Source organism: Ottowia sp., assembly GCF_016703145.1.
In the GTDB taxonomy this organism is placed as follows: Bacteria; Pseudomonadota; Gammaproteobacteria; order Burkholderiales; family Burkholderiaceae_C; genus Ottowia.
The window spans coordinates 140,036-159,554 of the sequence record NZ_JADJCO010000003.1 but is presented as its reverse complement, the minus strand read 5'-3'; the positions used below and the strand labels follow the sequence as shown (position 1 = coordinate 159,554).

Annotated in this window: 15 protein-coding genes; 8 read left to right on the top strand and 7 right to left on the bottom strand. The window is 70.5% G+C overall.

What is annotated here, in order from left to right:
• Positions 1-33: 33 nt before the first annotated feature.
• The gene (locus IPG65_RS04450) at positions 34-951 is read left to right on the top strand and encodes a LysR family transcriptional regulator (protein WP_293188062.1); all 918 of its coding nucleotides are present in this window, start codon (positions 34-36) and stop codon (positions 949-951) included.
• Here the strand turns inward: IPG65_RS04450 and thiL are convergent.
• From thiL to apaG, 6 genes are all read right to left on the bottom strand, one after another.
• Positions 939-1,958 (bottom strand): thiamine-phosphate kinase, encoded by a 1,020-nt coding sequence (gene thiL, locus IPG65_RS04445; protein ID WP_293188061.1) that lies wholly within the window; start codon positions 1,956-1,958, stop codon positions 939-941. The two genes, IPG65_RS04450 and thiL, sit on opposite strands and share 13 nt — an antisense overlap.
• Before the next feature lie 25 nt (positions 1,959-1,983).
• Positions 1,984-2,835, bottom strand: a complete 852-nt coding sequence (locus tag IPG65_RS04440) for a gamma-glutamyl-gamma-aminobutyrate hydrolase family protein (RefSeq protein WP_293188060.1) — start codon at positions 2,833-2,835, stop codon at positions 1,984-1,986.
• A gap of 81 nt (positions 2,836-2,916) precedes the next feature.
• A complete protein-coding gene (locus tag IPG65_RS04435) occupies positions 2,917-4,035 on the bottom strand; it encodes a YbdK family carboxylate-amine ligase (protein ID WP_293188059.1) in 1,119 nt (372 codons plus the stop codon).
• Positions 4,032-5,303, bottom strand: coding sequence for a cation:proton antiporter (locus IPG65_RS04430; protein WP_293188058.1), 1,272 nt, complete (start codon positions 5,301-5,303; stop codon positions 4,032-4,034). Before IPG65_RS04430 ends, IPG65_RS04435 begins: the two co-directional genes overlap by 4 nt.
• Positions 5,304-5,412: 109 nt before the next feature.
• Positions 5,413-7,449 carry a site-specific recombinase gene (locus tag IPG65_RS04425; protein WP_293188057.1) on the bottom strand — a complete coding sequence of 679 codons (2,037 nt, stop codon included), beginning with the start codon at positions 7,447-7,449 and terminating at the stop codon, positions 5,413-5,415.
• 176 nt (positions 7,450-7,625) lie between these two features.
• On the bottom strand, positions 7,626-8,021 hold the full coding sequence (apaG, locus tag IPG65_RS04420; protein WP_293188056.1) for a Co2+/Mg2+ efflux protein ApaG: 396 nt from the start codon (positions 8,019-8,021) through the stop codon (positions 7,626-7,628).
• Positions 8,022-8,834: 813 nt separating this feature from the next.
• On the opposite strand from apaG, the gene IPG65_RS04415 reads away from it, so the two are divergent.
• The 4 genes from IPG65_RS04415 (at position 8,835) to IPG65_RS04400 (ending at position 15,830) form a co-directional block, all read left to right on the top strand.
• A complete protein-coding gene (locus IPG65_RS04415; protein ID WP_293188055.1) occupies positions 8,835-13,133 on the top strand; it encodes a hypothetical protein in 4,299 nt (1,432 codons plus the stop codon).
• 260 nt (positions 13,134-13,393) lie between these two features.
• Positions 13,394-14,077: a ribulose-phosphate 3-epimerase gene (gene rpe / locus IPG65_RS04410; RefSeq protein ID WP_293188054.1), complete on the top strand. Its 684-nt coding sequence runs from the start codon at positions 13,394-13,396 to the stop codon at positions 14,075-14,077.
• Between the two features lie 56 nt (positions 14,078-14,133).
• Entirely contained in the window at positions 14,134-14,877 is a 744-nt protein-coding gene (gph, locus tag IPG65_RS04405; RefSeq protein WP_293188053.1) for a phosphoglycolate phosphatase, read from the top strand.
• Entirely contained in the window at positions 14,874-15,830 is a 957-nt protein-coding gene (locus IPG65_RS04400) for a succinylglutamate desuccinylase/aspartoacylase family protein (RefSeq protein WP_293188052.1), read from the top strand. Before gph ends, IPG65_RS04400 begins: the two co-directional genes overlap by 4 nt.
• Here the strand turns inward: IPG65_RS04400 and IPG65_RS04395 are convergent.
• Positions 15,803-16,705: a transglutaminase family protein gene (locus IPG65_RS04395; RefSeq protein ID WP_293188051.1), complete on the bottom strand. Its 903-nt coding sequence runs from the start codon at positions 16,703-16,705 to the stop codon at positions 15,803-15,805. The genes IPG65_RS04400 and IPG65_RS04395 overlap by 28 nt on opposite strands.
• 408 nt (positions 16,706-17,113) lie before the next feature.
• Here IPG65_RS04395 and trpE point away from each other — a divergent pair, with 408 nt between their 5' ends.
• Genes trpE through IPG65_RS04380 form a run of 3 tightly spaced genes read left to right on the top strand, consistent with a single transcriptional unit; the run spans position 17,114 to position 19,514 of the window.
• The gene (gene trpE, locus IPG65_RS04390; RefSeq protein WP_293188050.1) at positions 17,114-18,613 is read left to right on the top strand and encodes an anthranilate synthase component I; all 1,500 of its coding nucleotides are present in this window, start codon (positions 17,114-17,116) and stop codon (positions 18,611-18,613) included.
• Positions 18,610-18,933 (top strand): chorismate mutase, encoded by a 324-nt coding sequence (locus IPG65_RS04385; protein WP_293188049.1) that lies wholly within the window; start codon positions 18,610-18,612, stop codon positions 18,931-18,933. The genes trpE and IPG65_RS04385 overlap by 4 nt, the downstream gene beginning before the upstream one ends.
• Positions 18,930-19,514, top strand: coding sequence for an aminodeoxychorismate/anthranilate synthase component II (locus tag IPG65_RS04380; protein ID WP_293188048.1), 585 nt, complete (start codon positions 18,930-18,932; stop codon positions 19,512-19,514). Before IPG65_RS04385 ends, IPG65_RS04380 begins: the two co-directional genes overlap by 4 nt.
• The last annotated feature ends 5 nt before the right edge of the window (positions 19,515-19,519 follow it).

Here is a 19,519-nt window from a genome sequence, read left to right as displayed (position 1 = left end):
ACGTGTGGGTAAACTTTTCCGGATTGGAAAACCATGAATCTGAACGATCTGCACATCGCCGTGGTCGTCGCCGACGTGGGCAGCCTCACGGCCGCGTCGGTCCAGCTGGGCTTCGCGCCGCCCACGCTGAGCAAGGCCATCGCCCGGCTGGAGCGGGCCAGCAAGGTCAAGCTCTTCGAGCACGCAGGGCGCGGCATGCGGCCCACCGCCTACGGCCGCGCTTTCCTGGAGCGGGCGCGCCACATCGACCTGGCGGCCGGCGACCTGCATGCCGCGCTGCGCGACCTGCGCCAGGGCCGCAGCGGCGTGCTGCGCTGGGGCCTGGGGATGGGGGTGCCGGACCGCTGGGTGCTGCCGCTGGCCGCCCGGCAGACCGAGCGCGGCGTGCGCTGGATGCTCAGCGGCGGCATGACCGACAGCCTGATGCGCGGCGTGGCGGCGGGCGAGCTGGAGTTCGCGCTGCTCGGGCTGCCGGCGCCGCCGGCGCGGCCCCTGGTGTGGGAGCCGCTGTGCGACGACCCGATGGTGCCCATCGCGCCCCGCGGCCACGCGCTGCTGAAGGGCGGCCGGCGGCCAAGCTGGGCGCAACTGGCGCGGGCGCGCTGGGTCGTCCCGGCGCCCGGCACGGCCACCTTCGCCGAGTTCCAGCGCAACTTCGCGGCGCATGGCCTGGAGGCGCCGCCGCCCTGGGTGGCTTCGTCCTACTCCAACCGCGAGCTGGGGCTGGGTCTGGCGCTGGATGCCGTGGTGCTGGTGCCGCGCTCCGCCGCCGGACTGCCGGAGGTGCAACGTGATTTCGGCCTGCTGGTGCCGCCGGGCGGCTGGTCGTCCGACCGGCGCCTGGCGCTGGTGCGCCGCGCCGACGCCTACCTCAGCCCGGCGGCCGAGAGCGCCATCGCGCAGTTGCACGACATCGCGCGCGCCGAGCCGCCGATCGTTCAGGCGAAGTGATCGAACGAGCGGAAGTCGCCCTCGACCGCGCGCCCCGCGCCGTCGATCAGGCGCAAGCCGGGCGCGGCCTCGATGCGGCCGATGCGGGTGACGCGCGTGGCGGCCTGCGCGCCGGCGTGTTCGACGGCGGCGCGGGCGGCGGGCGGGGCGGTGAAAGCCAGCTCGTAGTCGTCGCCGCCGGCCAGGGTGAGGGTCAGCGCGGTTTTCGTGTCAAAAACGGCTGAAGCCAGTGTGGTATCTTCACCGACAGCTATCAATAGAGAAGCAATCGAGGTGTCGATGGTGGCGCCGGCGCGGCTGGCGGCGAGCACGTGGCCGACGTCGCCCAGCAGCCCGTCGCTGAGATCGATGGCGCTGCTGGCGATGCCGCGCAGCGCCAGGCCGAGGGCGACGCGCGGGGTGGGCCGCTCCAGCCGCTGGCGCGCGGCGGCCAGCATGCCGGGAGGCAGGGTGCGGAGGCCCTGCAGGGCCTCCAGCGCCAGGCGCGCGCCCCCCAGCGTGCCGCTGACCCACAGGTCGTCGCCGGCGCGGGCGCCGTCGCGGCGCAGCGCCTGGGCCGCCGGCACCTGGCCGAGGATGGTGATGCAGAGGTTGAGCGGGCCGGCGGTGGTGTCGCCGCCGATCAGTGGGCAGCGGTGCGCGGCGGCGAGCTGCAGCAGGCCGTCGCTGAAGGCCTGCAGCCACGCGGCGTCGGCGGCGCGCGCGGGCGGCAGGGCCAGTGCCAGGGTGAAGGCGAGCGGCTCCGCGCCCATGGCGGCCAGGTCGCTCAGGTTGACGGCCAGGGCCTTGTGGCCGAGCGCGGCGGGATCGACATCGGCGAAGAAGTGGCGGCCCTCGACCAGCATGTCGCTGCTGACGGCCAGTTGCTGGCCGGGCGCGGGCTGGATCAGGGCGCAGTCGTCGCCGATGCCGAGTGCTACGCTATCAGTAGCTGTTGGTGCAATGCTGTAGCGGGTTGCAGCGGATTTTCGCTTGAAGAACCGCTCGATCAGGTCGAACTCGCCCATGGCCGTTGCCGAAGGCCGCGCGGCGTCAGCGGCCGCCGCCCAGCTCGATGGCGCGCTCGCGCACCAGGGCCACGCCGTCGGCCAGGCGCCGCACGCGGCCGGCGCGGCGCGCGGCGGCCTTGAGGAAGGCCATCATCAGCGGGCCGCTGTCGAGCACGTCCTCGGTGGCGCCGTCGCCATTGAGGTGGAACTCGGGGTGCCACTGCACGCCCATGACGAAGGGGTGGCCGGTGTGGCGGATGCCCTCGGGCACGCGGTCGATGGGGCTGCGCGCCTCGATGACCAGGCCCTGGCCGAGTTCGTCCACGCACTGGTGGTGGATGCTGGTGACACGCTGCGGCGCGTAGCCGTAGATGTCGGACAGGCGCGAGCCGGGCACGAAGTGCAGTTCGTGGATCAGGCGGTCGTAGCGGTCGAGGTCCTGGTGCGCGATGGCGCCGGGCCACTGGCTGGGGATGTCCTGCACCAGGGTGCCGCCGAAGTACACGTTGAGCAACTGCGCGCCGCGGCAGATGCCGAGCACGGGCTTGCCGGCGTCGATGAAGCCGCGCAGCAACTCCAGCTCGTACTCGTCGCGGATGGGGTCGCTGTCGGTGTGTTCGCGCCAGGGCTTGGCGCCGTAGGTGCTGGCGCAGATGTCGCTGCCACCCTGCAGCACCAGGCCGTCCAGGTTGTCCACGATGTCGTTCAGGGGCGGGCGGCGGCGGATGGTGACCACGCGCTTGTCGATGAAGGGGATCATCAGCGCGGCGACGCCGTGGGACATGATCCACTGCGCCATGTTGCTTTCAAGGAACTGCAGGCGCTTGAGGGGCAGTCCCAGGCCCGGCGGGGGCTGGTGCAGGAGGCGGGCGGAGATGCCGATGCGCAGGCTCATGGACGAAGGGACGCGAAAAGGGCGTGGAAGCTGATTCTGACGCGTCCGCGCCGGTTCGGGTTCCTTCCAATGTGTGAAAGTTCACGCGCCGCGAAACCGCAGGCTGGCCTGGCGGATCACCTCGCTCAGCAGGTCTTCCTCCTGCTGGCGCTCGCGCAGCCAGCGGGCGTCGTTGCGGTTGTCCTGCACCTCGGCGCGCAGCAGGGCGATGGCGTCGCCGGCCTGGCAGGCGTCGGCGAAGGGCGCCAGCCGGTCCATGGTGGCCAGCAGGTGCTCGCGCAGCGGCAGGTGTTCGCCGCCGGCGGGCTGCACGTACACGGCGTCCAGCCCGAAGCGGCAGGCCTGGAAGCGGTTGTAGCCATAGACGAGGTAGTCGTCCTCCACCGGGGCGAAGGGGCGCTCGGCCTGGAACCAGGCCGCCAGGCTCTGCACGTAGCCGGCCAGGGCGGCGGCGCGCTCGATGGTCAGCGGGGTGTCGAACACGCGCACCTCGATGGTGCCGTACTCGGGCTTGGGGCGGATGTCCCAGTAGAAGTCCTTCATGCTCTTGACGACGCCGGTGCGCGTCATCTTGTCGAAGTAGGCCTCGAACTCGGACCAGTTCACCACGCAGGGCGCGCGGCCCGACAGCGGGAAGGCGAACACCGAGTTGAGCCGTGCCGAGTCGAAGGCCGTGTCGTGCCCCTGCACGTAGGGGCTGGAGGCCGCCAGCGCGATGAAGTGCGGGATGTAGCGCGACATGCAATGCAGCGTGTAGAGCGCGGTGTCGGCGTCCGGGCAGCCCACGTGCACGTGCTGGCCGAAGATGGTGAACTGCTTGCTCAGGTAGCCGTAGAGCTGCGACAGCTGCTGGAAGCGCGGCTTGTCGTAGATGCGCTGCTGGTGCCACTGCTGGAACGGGTGCGTGCCGCCGCCGACCACGGCGATGTTCAGCTTGTCGGCGCACTTGACCAGCGCGTCGCGGATCTGCCCCAGTTGCCCCCGGGCCTCGCTCCAGGTGCGGCACACGTCGGTGGAGATCTCGATCATGCCCGCCGTCATCTCCGGCACCACCGAGCCTGGCAGCGCGTGGCCGGCCATCAGGCGCAGCATGTTGTCGGCGTAGTGCGTCAGGTCGTAGTCGACGGTGTTGACCAGTTGCAGCTCCAGCTCCACGCCGAGCGTGAGCGGATCGGACTTGCCGAAGGCTTCCAGCGTCATGGGCGCGTCTCCCCGTCGTCGGCGGCGGCGGGCGCCACCAGGCCGGCGCGGCGCCACGGCCGGCCGGCCTCGCCCGCGCGGTACAGCGCCACGCTGACCAGCACGGCGCCGGCCAGCTCGGTGACCAGGATCACGGGCAGGGCGATCGCCGCCACCTGCGAGCCCACGCTGTGCGAGGCGACCACGAACTGCGAGGTGAGCAGCAGCGCCACCGAGGACATCGGCACCATCGCCGCGCCGACCCACAGCGTCTGGCGCAGCGACATGCCGCTGCCCGCGCTGGTGGCCAGCAAGCTGGCCACCTTGGCGGCCGCGCGCGCCAGGATCAGCGCCAGCCCCGCCCAGGTGATGGCGCCGCCCCAGTCGCCCTGCACCGCCATCGACGACACCAGCACGAACATCAGGATGGTGAGCATCGACGCCGCCGTGCCCAACTGGCGCGGCCACACCCAGGGCCGGGGGTGCGCCTGCTTGAGCGCCAGGCCGCCCAGCATGGCCGCCAGCGGCGCCGAACCGCCCAGCGGCGCGGCGACGGCGGCGCAGGCGGCGATCAGCGCCAGGATCACGATGGCGGTGTCCCGGCTGGTGGGGCGCAGCACGCGCAGCGCGCCAGCCAGCAGCGCAGCCAGCAGCGCGCCGCCCAGCGCCGACACGCCCAGCACCGTGGCCGAGAAGGCGATCGACGCCAGCATCGTGTCCTCGCCGCGGTCGATGGTGCGCAGCATGGCCGTGCCCAGGGTCAGCGCGTACAGCGTGTTCAGCGTCGCCAGGGCGACGGCGCGGTCGGTCACCGGCCCGCTGGCGCGCAGGTCCAGCACCACGCGCATCAGCACCGCCGGCGACGCCGCCACGGCGATGATCGCCAGCGCGCGCACCACCTTCACGTCCAGCCCCAGCGCGCGCAGCACCACGAAGGCGGCGATGAAGGTGAGCAGCGACTCGGCCACGCTCTGCAGCAGCACCATCGGGTTGTGGCGGAACCAGCGCAGCGACAGGCGCGCGCCGGCCTCGAACAGCACCACGGCGATGCCCAGCTCCAGCAGGAACAGGCCCACCCCGTGCAGCGGCCAGGCGGCGCCGGCCAGCCCGGTCAGCCCGGCCAGGGCGCCCACCAGGGCGTAGCCCACGATCTTGGGCAGCCTGGCGAAGCGCTGCACCAGGTGGCCGGCCAGCGCGGCCAGTGCCAGCAGCAAGGCCCACTCGAAGGCGATCAGGCCGGCCGAGATGTGGGTTCCGTCGGCCCATGGGGCCGTCCATCGTTCAGTCAAAAGGCGGTTTCCTTTGCTTGGGCCGGCGCGATCGGGCGAGGAAGCCCGGGTGCGCCGGCCGAGGGGGCACGGCCCGCGGTCAGTGGATGCCGCGGCGCAGGCTCCCAGGTCAGGGAGGGCCCATGCTAACCCGATCGGCGGCCCCGGCTTGCCCGCGCACGCGCACGGGCAGCACGAAGGACAGTGGCTGGCGCAGCAGGCGCCGGCCCAGGGCGGTGTACAGGCGCCGCCGGTCCACGCCGGTGACGTTGTGTGCCGCCAGCGCCAGCCGGAACGCCAGGTAGAAGCTGCAGGCCAGGTTCATCAGCCCCGTGATGGCGATGCCCGCGGCGGCCCACCACAGCGCCGGGCTGTGCAGCACCTGGGCGCCCAGCTGGTGGCTGGCGGCGGCCACCTGCCCGGCCACCAGGGTGACGTGGCGCACCTCGAACGGCAGGCCGAAGAAGCCCAGCACCGGCGGCACCAGCCCCAGCATCAGGCCGAGCGAGATGTTGGCCGTCCAGCTGGAGACGTGCTGGCGCCAGTAGGCACCCCAGCGCCGCGCGCGCTCGGGGCCCAGGCGGCGGGTGAAGCGCGGGTGGTGCGCGATCACCGAGTCGAGCCGGTGGAAGACGAACCAGTTCTCCACCCAGCCCGCGATCACGCTGGAGGCGAACAGCAGCCCGCCCGTGGCGGCGGCGAACAGCGCCGTGGGGCCGAGCAGATGGTGCTCGGCCAGCAGGTGCTGCGCGTGGCGGCGGTCCACCAGCGGGCCCCAGCCCAGCGCGTCGATCACCGCCGCCAGCGCGACCACCCCCGGGATCACGACCCCCACGTTGCCCGTGATGGCGGCGAACTGCGAGCGCAGCAGGTACACCACCTCGGTGACGAAGTGCTCCTCCGCGCCGGGCGAATCGATGCCCTTGAGCCTGGCCGCCATGGCCGGCGCCGTCATGGCCGGCTGCTTGGTGGCCACCGTCCAGTGCAGCAGCATGATGACGACGAAGGACGCGGCGTAGTTCAGCCCCGCCGCCAGCCCGCCCCAGAAGGCCGACAGCCCCAGCGCCACGATCAGCAGCTTGGTGCAGGTGGTGACGGCCAGCACCGCGCCGCCGCCCGAGGCCGCGCCCAGCATGTGCAGGTATTCGCGGCCGTCGCGGGTGATGTAGTGCTCGCCCGTCTCGGCGTTGCGCTCGGTCACCTTGGCCGCCAGCAGCTCGGTGCTGGACGCCAGCAGCGCCCGCACGCTGCGGCTGTCGCGGCCCACGCGCACCAGGTGCGACAGCAGTTGCGCCGTGGCCTGCGCCGGCGCGTCGGTCTCCAGGCACAGCAGCAGCGCCTTCACGCGCAGGATGCGCTGGCGCAACTGCCGCAGCTGGAACTCGATGTGCACCGAGATGCCGTGTTCCTGCAGGTGCGCGTACACGGTGGAGGCGGCGGCGCGGCAGGCGTCGAGCTGCTCGCGCAGATGGCCCAGCGCCACCAGCGCCGGCGCGCTCTGGCGCCCCTGGGTCAGGACGGCCTGGCGCAAGGCCTCGAACACGATCGGCAGGTCGACGAAGGGGCGCTGGCGCTGCGTCTCGGCCGCCATGCGGGTGCGCACGTCTGGCGACTGGCCCACGGCGCTGATCTGGCTGATGGCGTAGGCCAGCGCGTCCAGCAGCGTGCGCAGCGCGTAGGCTGGCGCGCCGGCGGGCGACCCGGTGGACGATTCGGTGCCGAACAGCACCCGCCGCAGCCGCTCCAGCGTGGCGGGGTCCAGCGCGCGCAGCCAGCGGGCATCGAACTCGCCCGGCAGCAGCAGGGGGAACAGCTCGCCCAGGTCGGTGGTCTCCGGCGTCGGCAGCAGCACCTTGCGCCACACGCGGCCCGTCAGCTCGCTCACGAAGGCGTTGCGCGGCGCGAAGCCCAGGTCGGCCAGCAGCGGCGTGGCATCCACCGTGGTCAGGAACTCGGCCCACCAGCGGTGCCACTGCCGCAGCCACTCGGGCCGCACCTCGGCCGCGTCCAGCAGCACGCGCACGCGCGCCACCGCCGCCTCCGGGTCGATGCCCTCGCCGCGCACCCAGTCCAGCAGCCGCATCAGCCACAGATGGCGCTCGGCCAGCGGCGCCTCGGGGTCGAGCGTGCGCAGCAGGTCGATCAGCGCGAGCTGAGAAGTGGCCATGACGCGGGGCCGGTCAGAAGCTGTGAATGAATTCGCCGCGTCCGAGCAGACCGCGCAGGGGTGCGCCATCAAGGCGCAAAGCGCAGACGCAGCTTGAGCCACGGCGAGCATTTGCAACGCCGAGGGCGTGCGCCTGGGCGGGATGAGCGGGCGTGGTGGGTTCGTTCACGGCTTCTTTAGTGCAGCACGCGCGCGCTGCCGCCGCCCGCGCCGCCGGCGTCGAGCACGAACAGGGGGATCGCCACCTCGAAGCGCTCGCCGTCCTCCGCCACGCAGAAGTAGCTGCCGTGCATGGTGCCACTGGGCGTGCGCAGGCGGCAGCCGCTGGTGTACCGGAACGCCTCGCCGGGTTTCAGCAGCGGCTGCTGGCCGACCACGCCCAGGCCCTTGACTTCCTCGGTGCGGCCGCGCGCGTCGTTGATGACCCAGTGGCGCGAGATCAGCTGCGCGGCCACCTCGCCCGTGTTGTGCACGGTGATGGTGTAGGCGAAGCCGTACAGCTCCTGCGCCGGCTCGGACTGCTCGGGCAGGAACGCGGGCTCGACCTCGACGGTGAACTGGTACTTGGGCATGAGGCGATGGTACCTGGGTGCGCCGGCCGGCACGGGTGCAGGGCGGAATCCATGCCATTCTGGCTCTTGGCCAGCGTGGATACTGGATTTATTGCTATCAAATTCTATTAGATCGGCCACCAACAAAGGACGTTGCCGGCGCCCTGCCCGCCGCCACAGCCCACGCCACTGTCGCGGTTCGTGCCGCCGGTGAGGCACACGATGGACGTGCGAGCCATCGCGGATCAGCACATCGCATGGCGATTCATGAAGAACTTGCTTAAGATATTAATTATTACTTATTAAGTATTAATATACATAGAACTTAAGTATTGTAATTGTCGCATGCCTGGAAATCCATCATTCATCTTGTTTCAATAGTTTAAATTTAAATAATACTAAAATATTAGTATTTTCCCGGCGAGCCGAGATCACGATCCCGAGGTCGGAATCCAGGTCCGGCGCGTGGATCGCCGGTAGACATCGCTCCGGCGCGACCTGGCGCCACGCCACGGGCCTGCATCCCCGCCAGGTGGAATTCCCTCATTTCCCCCTTGTTCTCCCCAGAACATCAGGCGGTGCGCCTCACCACGGGCGCTACCCCACCGCCTGGCGGCAGGGCTCTGCCTTCTCCACGCCACGATCCCGAAAACCCAAGTCCTGCCGGCGTTCAGCTTTGTCGAGTGCGAGTATTAAAGTGGTACTTGATACTCAAGCATCAAACTGATACAAACAACCGCGCATTCAGGCGGACACGAGTTTGTGCGGCAATGCGCCGAGAGAGGCGTGGAGCCGGTGGGGGTCGATTGAATGAACACCCAAGGGAGATACATCATGAATATGAGTACATGGAAGAAACGGCTCGGGCGGGCCGCCAGCGCGTGGCTGGGGGCGGGGGGCTTGGCGCTGGGCGCCATGGCGCTGCCGTCGCTGGCGCAGGCACAGGTCACGGAAGCGTTGGACAACACACAATGCGCCGCCGAGCGCTTCGCTGACGCGCTGAATTGCACGGCCAACGATTTCGTCTCCGTGATCACGATCGATACGTCGGGCGAGGTTCCCGCCTGCGACGCTGGCGGCACGGTCACGGTCAACATGAAAGTGCCGCTCCAGTCGGGCTCCGCGACTCGCTACAACGGTGGCATTTTCTTCGGAACAAAGAACCAAACCAACCTCAAGGTGCCTGGCGGTGGCGTCGGCGCGGGGGCGAATTCGTGCGCGTCGGCGGCGTTTCCCACCACGCCCTCGCCATTCTTCAAACCTGGCGGCGCGCCCGCCGGCGCCCAATGCGGCGATTTCGCGGCCAACGGCAGCGTGACATGGACGGTGGAGTCTGTCACCGTGTCGTGCAGCGCCAATGCCGCGGGGCAACTGGTGGTGCCATGGCTCCTGTCCTACGACAACAACAGCAGCGCAAGCAGCAACACCTGCTCTTCCCCCACCCTGGTGCCGGGTACCAAGTCCAAATGCCAGACCGGCAATGCCATCGTGAACGGAGTCCAGGTGATGGGTTGGGTGGACGTCACCAAGACCACCACACCCGCCGGCGCGCCCAACGATACCTTCACCTTCAACGTGACGGGCACCGGCGCAAACCCGTCGCCGACGTTCACCCTGCAAAACGGCCAGACCCAGCGCGTCCAAATTCCCCTCGGGGGCAGCAACCCGCTGGTCATTTCGGAAAGCCTGGCTGACGGGTGGGAGTCGAATGCCGTCATCACCTGCACGGCGCCCGGCGGCGGCTCGACGACCGGCTACGTGACGGTGGACAACACCGCGCGCAGCATCACGGCCAATCTCACCAACGGCAACCCCAGCGCCGCTTGCACCATCACCAACACGAGGAAGCCCACGGCCACGCTGACGCTGCAGAAGCAGATGGGCAATCCGGCCGGCCCGTCGACGGCCAATAGCTTCACGCTGACGGCCAGCGGCCCGACGCCGCTGTCGGGCGCGGGCGGCGTGGCCGCCACGACGGTGGACGTGGGCCAGTACATGCTGAGCGAAACCGGCCCGGCCGGCTACAACGCCAGCGCCTGGAGCTGCTCCGGCGGCACGCTCGCCGGCAGCCAGTTGACGCTCGCCAATAACCAGAACGTCATCTGCACCATCACCAACACGCACCGCGAGGCGGACCTGCGGATCACCAAGACGCCCCCGTCCGGCCAGGCGGTTCCGGGCCAGCAGGTGACGTGGACCATCGTGGCGACGAACGCCGGCCCCGACCCTGTCGTCGGCGCGACGATTTCCGACACCCTGCCCCCGGGCATCGCCAGCGCGACCTGGACGGCCGTGGGCGCCGGCGGCGCCAGCGGCTTCGCCGCCAACGGCAGCGGCAGCATCAGCGCCACGGTGGACATGCCGGTGGGCAGCACCATCACCTACACGGTGTTGGCGAACGTCAGTGCCAGCGCCACCGGCAATCTGGTGAACACGGCGACGATCGGGTCGCCAGGCGATCCGGCCGACCCGAACCTGAGCAACAACAGCGCCACCAGCACCCTGACGCTGGCGCCGTCGGCGGACGTGCAGATCACCAAGTTGCTGGCATCCAGCAACCCGGCGGTGCCTGGCCAGAGCGTGAGCTGGAGCATCACGGTGAAGAACAACGGCCCGTCCGACGCGGTCAACGTCACCACCGCCGACGCCGTGCCCGGCTCGGTCACCGGCCTGTCGCTGGGCGGCGCCAATGCCGGCTCGTGCTCGATCGCCAGTCAGACCGTGAATTGCAACTTCGGCACGCTGGCGCCCAACGCCACCCGCACTTACACCATCAGCGGCACGCTGGGCGACAACGCGACCGGCAGCCTTGTCAACACCGCGACGACGACGACGACCACGCCTGATCCCGACCTGGGCAACAACAGCTCGACATCGACCACGCCGATCGCGCAGTCGAGCCTGACGGTGAGCAAGAGCAACGACACCAGCACGGTGCTGGCGGGCGGCACCACCACCTACACGGTGACCATCCACAACTCGGGCGACGCACCGGCCACCGGCGTGAACTGGACCGACAGCCTGGCGACCGGGCTGTCGATCACAGCCATCACCAAGGTCAACCCGGCCGACATCGGCAGTTGCACCATCGCCGGCTGCACGGGCGTCACGGTGCCCGCGAACGGCAGCGTGCGCTTCACGGTGAACGCCAACGTGACCGGCGAGGCCGGCACCGATGCGGTGAACACGGCCAGCGTGACCAGCGGTGGCGGCTGCACCGTGGGCACCCCCTGCACCTCCACCGACACCGACACCATCGTGGCGCCCAAAGTGACCGTGGCCAAGTCCACACCGGCGATCGCCAGCGTCAACACGCCGCCCAGCGGCAACCAGTACACGGCGACGTACACGGTGACGGTGTCGAACAGCACGGGCACGGCCGATGGCACCTACACCCTGAGCGACACGCCGGCCTTCTCGCCGAACGTCACGCTGAACGCCTGGGCCGTGGTGACCAGCGGCGGCACGGTCAATGGCGCGCTGAACCCCAACAGCCCCTCCGGCCAGATCAGCGCGACGGACGTCGCGATCCCGGTGGGCGCGACGCACACCTACACCGTGACGATCACCTTCACCACCAGCGCGGCGGCCACCAACCTGACGTGCACCGGGGAACCGCGCAACGGCGCGTTCAACACCGCGTCGATCACCGGCAGCGCCAGCGCCAGCGCGAGTGGCTGCGGCCCCGTGCCGGCGGCGCTGAACCTGACGCTGGGCAAGACCGCCAGCGTGGCGCAGGCCGCCAACGGCGACAGCTTCACCTACACGCTCACGGCCAGCAACAGCGGCCCGGTGGCGACCACCAACCCGACCACGGTGGTGGACGTCATCCCGGTGGGCATTGAAGTGCAGTCGATCACAAACGGCTCGGGCTTCACCTGCGCAGCCAGCGCGGGGCCGCCGCTGACAGGTGATGGCAGTACCACGACGGTTTCCTGCACCTCCACCGCGGGCGTGGCGGCCGGGGCGACGGGCGTTCCCGTGGCCACGCTGACGGTGAAGAAGACCAACACGTCCAACATCACCAACACGGCCACCGCCACGGCGGGCGACCCGCGCTGCACGGGAGAACAGAACCCGTGCAAGGCCTCGGTGGAGGTGACCGACAACAGCAAGCCCAACCTGACGGTGCTCAAGGGCGCGCCAGTGATCGCCAGTGTCAACACGCCGCCCAGCGGCAACCAGTACACGGCGACGTACACGGTGACGGTGCGCAACAACGGCACCGCCGACGGCACCTACACCCTGACCGACACCCCCGCGTTTCCGGCCACGGGCATCACGCTGAATGGCTGGGCCGTGGCGGTGGTCGGCAACGCCGACCCCGACAGCGTCGGGACGGCCGTTGACCCGGCGTCAGGGAACGGCAACGTCAGCCAGGTCAGCGCGAGCAATCTCACGCTCAAGCCGGGTAAAACGCACACCTACACCGTGGCGATCACCTTCACCACCAGCGCGGCGGCGGCCGACCTGAGCTGCACCGACCCAGCGACGCCGAACAACGGCGCGTTCAACACCGCCACCATCACGGGCAATCTCACCGGCACCACGCCCCCAGGCAGCAGCGCGGCCACCGCCTGCGGCGACTTGCCGACGGCGCTGAACCTGACGCTGAAAAAGGAGGCCAGCGTGGCGCAGGCCGCCAAGGGCGACAGCTTCACGTACACGCTCAAGGCCAGCAACAGCGGCCCGGCGGCCACCACCGACCCGACCACGGTGGTGGACACCATCCCGGTGGGCGTGAAGGTGACGGCGATCGACAACGGCTCGGGCTTCACCTGCACGCCCAGCCCGGCGCTGCCGCTGACGGGTGACGGCAGCACCACGACGGTGAGCTGCACTTCCGCCACGGGCGTGGCGGCGGGCGCGGCGGACGTCACGGTGGCCACCCTGACGGTGACGAAGACCAACACCGCCGACGTCGTCAACAACGTCAAGGCGACGGCGGGCGACCCGCGCTGCACTGGGGAGGAGAACCCGTGCACGGCCACGGTCACGGTGACCGACAACACGGCGGCGCCGGCGGTGACTCCGGTTCCCACACTGACCCAGTGGGCCTTGATGCTGCTGACCGCGTTGCTGGCGGCGCTCACCTGGCTGATCCGCCGCAACAGTCTGCGGGGTCCCGACTGATCCCATGGGTGACGTCGGTCACTCAGTGAGGGCCTGCCTGAAGGGGCAGGCCTTTTTTTCTGATTCCTCCGGCCGGGCACGCGGGGTAGCGCCAGCGGGCCAGCCTCTGGTGGCGGCGGTAACGGCAACGAGGCCAGCAACGGCAACGGCCAAGGCAATGGGAGCGGAAGCGCCAACGGCCAGGGCAAAGGCCGAGGAACCTGAAGCGCCAGCGGCGCCACGCCCGCCAGCGGCGGCCGCCTGCGCGACAATCGCGCGCCATGAGCACCACCTACCGCATCGCGCCCTCCATCCTCTCGGCTGACTTCGCCCGCCTGGGCGAGGAGGTGCGGAACGTCATCGCCGCCGGCGCCGACTGGATTCACTTCGACGTGATGGACAACCATTACGTGCCCAACCTCACCTTCGGCCCCATGATCTGCCAGGCCATCCAGCCGCACGCCCGCACGCCCGACGGCCGCCCCGTGCCGCTGGACGTGCACATGATGGTGCAGCCGGTGGACGCGCTGGCGCAGGCCTTCGCCCAGGCCGGCGCCGACCTGATCAGCTTCCACCCCGACGCCAGCCCGCACGCGCACCGCAGCGTGCAGGCCATCAAGGCGGCGGGCTGCCAGGCCGGGCTGGTGTTCAACCCGGCCGCGCCGCTGGATGTGCTCGACTGGCTGATCGACGACATCGACCTGATCCTGATCATGAGCGTCAACCCCGGCTTTGGCGGCCAGTCCTTCATCGACGGCGCGCTGCGCAAGATCGAGGCGGCACGCCGGCGCATCGACGCCTCGGGCCGTGACATCCGCCTGGAGGTGGACGGCGGTATCAAGGCGGCCAACATCCGCCGCGTGGCCGACGCCGGGGCCGACACCTTCGTCGCCGGCAGCGCCATCTTCGGTCAGCCCGACTACGCGGCGGTGATTGGCGAGATGCGCCGGGAACTACAAAAATAATAGCTGTCGGCGCAATATCGGCACTGGCTACAGCCTGATTTCATCAGAAAATAACCGTGTCGATCCCCAAGTTTGGCCAGCCCATCGCTGCCTGCATCCTCGATCTCGACGGCACCATGGTCGATACGCTGGGCGACTTCGAGGCCGCGCTCGGCGCCATGCTGCGCGCGCTCGGCCGTCCGCCGCTGGCGCGGGACGCCATCGCGCGCATGGTGGGCAAGGGCTCCGAGCACCTGATAAAATCGGCCCTGGCCGGCGTCCATGCTGTGCCAACCGCTATAGAAAACGAAGTCGGCGACGACCTGCTGCGCACCGCCTGGCAGCACTACCAGGCCGCCTACCGGCGCATCAACGGCCAGCACAGCCGCGTCTACCCCGGCGTGCTGGAGGGCCTGCGGGCGCTGCGGGCGCGTGGCCTGCCGCTGGCCTGCCTGACCAACAAGCCGCTCGCGTTCGCCCGGCCGCTGCTGGCCGCCAAGGGGCTGGACGGCTTCTTCGGCCCCGTGTTCGGCGGCGACAGCTTCGCGCGCAAGAAACCCGACCCGCTGCCGCTGCGCGAAACCTGCCGCGCCCTGGGCGTGGCGCCCGCGCAGGCGCTGATGATCGGCGACTCCAGCAACGACGCCGCCGCCGCCCGCGCCGCCGGCTGCCCGGTGGCGCTGATGCGCTACGGCTACAACCACGGCCGGCCGGTGGACGAGGTGGACGCCGACGGCCATTTCGACAGCCTGGCCGAATTGGCGGCAGGCCTGCCCGCCGCGCGGCACAATGGCATGGCAAAGGAAGCCATGCCCCGATGACCAGCGGCCACGACCTGCTCCACCGCGCCATCGCCAACCCCGAGGTGCTGCACTGGCACACCTGGGCCGCGCTGGCGCCGGGCCCCGCGCTCGTCGTGCTGGGCGCCGTGCACGGCAACGAGGTGTGCGGCCCGCAGGCCATCGCGCGCGCCGCCGACGACCTGGTGCACGGCCGCCTGGCGCTCACGCGCGGGCGTCTGACCCTGGTGCCGGTCGCCAATCCGCTCGCCTTCCGGCAGAACACGCGCGGCGGCGAGCGCAACCTGAACCGCCGCTTCGTCCCGCGCCCCGAGCCGCGGGACTACGAGGACCGCGTCACGCGCCAGTTCGCGCCGCTGCTGGCGGCGCACGACGCGCTGCTGGATCTGCACTCCTTCCACACGCCGGGCGAGCCCTTCGCCATGGTCGGCCCGCGCGACAACGCCGGCCCGCGCGAGCCCTTCGCCCGCGCCGCCGAGGAGATGGCGCTGGCGCGCGCCTTGGGCGCGCGGCAGGTGGTGCAGGGCTGGCTGGAGGTCTACGACCGCGCCGCCCGCGCCCGCGGCGAGCCGCCGGGCGACGACGGCATCGGCACCAACGAGTACATGCGCAGCCAGGGCGGCTACGCCGTCACCATCGAATGCGGCCAGCACGAGGACCCCGAGGCGGTCGAGGTCGCCGGGCGCGCGCTGCTGGGTGCGCTGGCGCATCTGGGGATGGCGCACGTGCCGGCGCCGCCGCGTTTCACCGGCCCGGCGGCACGGCTCACCGGCGTGGTGCTGCGCGCGTCGCCCGGCGACCGGCTGGCGCGCGACTGGCACAGCTTCGACACCGTGCAGGCCGGCGACGTGATCGCCTGGCGGGCCGACGGCCAGCCCCTGAGGGTGGCCGAGGACGGCTGCGTGCTGTTTCCGTACCCCCAGGCGGAGGTGGGGCAGGAGTGGTTCTACGTCGCTGTGCCCGACAGCGCGTGAGCGCTGGGCGCCCTCGCGGCGGCGGCGGCGCCCGCGAGGACGGCTGAGCCCGCGAGCGCGGCGACGTATTCCTCGGCCACCACCTCGAAGCGCAGCGGCACGCAGCGGCCGAAGCTCATGGCGATGGGCACGTCGGCCGCGTCGCAGCCGCGCGCCATCGCCACGCGGCCGATGCGCGGGGTGTTGTGGCGCGCGTCGAAGGTGTGCCAGCGGCCGTCCAGCCAGACCTCGAACCAGGCCGAGAAGTCCATCGGGGACGGCACGGGCGCGATGCCGATGTCGCCCAGGTAGCCAGTCACGTAGCGGGCCGGCATGTTCAGGCAGCGGCACAGCGTCAGCGCCAGGTGCGCGAAGTCGCGGCACACGCCCACGCCTTCGCGCCAGGCGTCCAGCGCGGTGCGGTTGGCGCGCGCCTGCGCGTAGTCGAAGCGCAGGTGGCCGTGCACGTAGTCGCAGACGGCCTGCACACGTGCCCAGCCGGCTGGCACATGGCCGAAGCGCTGCCAGGCGAGGCTCATCAGTTCGCTGTCCACCTCGCCATAGCGGCTGGGCAGCAGGAAGCCCAGCGTTTGCGTGGGCAACTCGCCCAGGGGCGATGCCTGCGCGCTGGCCCAGACCGGATCGGGCAGCCCGCTGTCGCGCACCACGGCGTGGCTGCGCAGGCGCAGGCGCGCCACGCCCGCCGGCACCTCCAGGCGCGTCTTGATGTTGTCGAATTCGTCGCGGAAGGTGCGTGGCACCAGCGGCGGCTCCACGACCAGCTTCTCGGACCGCAGCAGGTCCTGCGCGCGCGAGGGGTGCACGCTGAGCGCGGCGATCAGGGTGGTGGGGCTGTCCAGCGCCCATTCGATGTCGTGGCCAATACGGATGAGCATGCGGGCTCCTCGGAGTGGGGCGGCGCCCCGGAAACAGCGGTTCTGCGAGGAGAAACCCGTTCCAGGCCACCGATAGCGCTATTGCAGCGCGCGCACGGCTGGCGGCGTGCAAGACAAGGGCTCGCGCGGCTGTCGGCCAGGGGCCATGAACGCGTAAGGGGGCGTCCGCCCCACCCCGGCGGTCCGGCCGCATTTGCTACACTCCACGCCATGTTCGCTTCCCGCAACCTCGCATTGCCGCTGGGCCCCGCCGCCCAGGGGGCCTGGCCCTGGCGCAAGCCTGCGCGCTGACTTGTGAGACCAGCGCCCGCAAGGGGCGCGAAGCGCGGCCGAAGCGATACGCACGCCGCACCCCGGAAGCATGAACGGCAGGGCACGCTGCCACCGAGCGACGGAGGCTCGACTCCCGTGATCACCGAACTCGAATTCAAAAGCCTGGCCGGCCAGGGCTACAACCGCATTCCCCTCATGATCGAGGCGTTCGCCGACCTGGAGACGCCGCTGTCGCTGTACCTCAAGCTGGCGGCCACGCAGGGCGGGGGCAGGTACAGCTTCCTGTTCGAATCCGTCATCGGCGGCGAGCGTTTCGGCCGCTACAGCTTCATCGGCCTGCCGGCGCGCACCATCGTGCGGGCCAGCGGCTTCGGCGACGCCGCGCGCACCGAGGTGGTGACCGACGGCCGCGTGGCCGAGACACTCGATGGAAACCCACTGGATGCCGTCGAGGCCTACCAGAAGCGTTTCAAGGTCGCGCTGCGCCCCGGCTTGCCGCGCTTTTGCGGCGGCCTGGCGGGCTACTTCGGCTACGACGTGGTGCGCTACATCGAGAAGAAGCTGGAGGAGACCTGCCCGCCCGACACCCTGGGCACGCCGGACATCCTGCTGATGCACTGCGAGGAGCTGGCCGTCATCGACAACCTGTCCGGCAAGCTGTACCTCATCGTCTACGCCGACCCGGCGCAGCCCGAGGCCTACACCGCCGCCAAGCGGCGCCTGAAGACCCTGCGCGAGCAGTTGCGCTATTCGGTCAGCGCGCCGCAGGTGAAGGCTTCGCAGGGCCACCCGGCCGAGCGCGGTTTTGCCAAGGCCGACTACCTGGCCGCCGTGCAGCGCGCCAAGGACCTGATCGCCGCCGGCGACTTCATGCAGGTGCAGGTGGGCCAGCGCATCAGCAAGCGCTACACCGAATCGCCCCTGTCGCTGTACCGCGCGGTGCGCTCGCTCAACCCGTCGCCGTACATGATCTATTTCGATTTCGGTGACTTCCACGTGGTCAGCGCCAGCCCCGAGATCCTGGTGCGGCAGGAGCACACGCCCGAGGGCGCCAAGGTCACCATTCGTCCGCTGGCCGGCACCCGTCCGCGCGGCGCCACGCCCGAGGCCGACAAGGCCACCGAGCAGGAGCTGATCAACGACCCGAAAGAGCGCGCCGAGCACGTGATGCTGATCGACCTGGCGCGCAATGACATCGGCCGCATCGCCCGGACCGGCAGCGTGAAGGTGACCGAAGCCTTCGCCGTGGAGCGCTACAGCCACGTCATGCACATCGTCAGCAACGTCGAGGGGCTGCTCAAGGACGGCGTGACCGGCATGGACGTGCTCAAGGCCACCTTCCCCGCCGGCACGCTGAGCGGCGCGCCCAAGGTGCACGCCATGGAGCTGATCGACCAGCTGGAGCCCGTCAAGCGCGGCATCTACGGCGGCGCCTGCGGCTACATCAGCTACGCCGGCGACATGGACCTGGCCATCGCCATCCGCACCGCCATCGTCAAGGACCAGACCCTGCACGTGCAGGCCGCCGCCGGCGTGGTGGCCGACAGCGTGCCCGAGATGGAATGGCGCGAGACCGAGCACAAGGCGCGCGCCCTGCTGCGCGCCAGCGAGCTGGTCGAGGAGGGACTGGAATGAGCGCCACGACCGCCCCCATCCAACACTGCGACAGCATGGCCGACGTGCGCCGCCACATCGACGCGCTGGACGCGCGCATCGTGCCGCTGCTGGCCGAGCGCGGCGCCTACGTGGCGCAGGCCGCGCGCATCAAGCAGCGCGCCACCGAAGTGCACGACCAGCCGCGCATCGACGCCATCATCGATCGCGTCAAGGCCATGGCGCGGGCCCACGGCGCGCCCGAGGCCGTGATCGAGGCCACCTATCGCGCCATGATCGACGCCTTCATCGCCTTCGAACACGGCGAGTTCGCGCGCCTGCATCCGGGAGAGCCGTCATGAACGTGCTGATGATCGACAACTACGACAGCTTCACCTACAATATCGTGCAGTACTTCGGCGAACTGGGCGCCGAGGTGACCACGCTGCGCAACGACGAGGTGACGCTGGAGGAGCTGGAGGCCCGGTTCCAGGCCGGCGCCTTAGAGCGCCTGTGCATCTCGCCCGGCCCGTGCTCGCCGGCCGAGGCGGGCGTGTCGGTGGCGGCGATCCGGCACTTCGCCGGCAAGCTGCCCATCCTGGGCGTGTGTCTGGGGCACCAAGCCATCGGCGCGGCCTTCGGCGGCCGGATCGTGCGCGCGCGCGAGCTGATGCACGGCAAGACCAGCCTCATCACCACCACGCGGCAGGGCGTGTTCGCCGGACTGCCGGAACGGTTCACCGTCAACCGCTACCACTCGCTGGCCATCGAGCGCGACGCCTGTCCCGACGCGCTGGCGGTGACGGCCTGGACCGAGGACGGCGAGATCATGGGCGTGCGCCACCGCGAACTGGCCATCGAGGGCGTGCAGTTCCATCCCGAGTCGGTCCTGACCGAGCACGGCCACGCGCTGCTGCGCAACTTCCTGGAGCAGCGCGGCTGAATCCG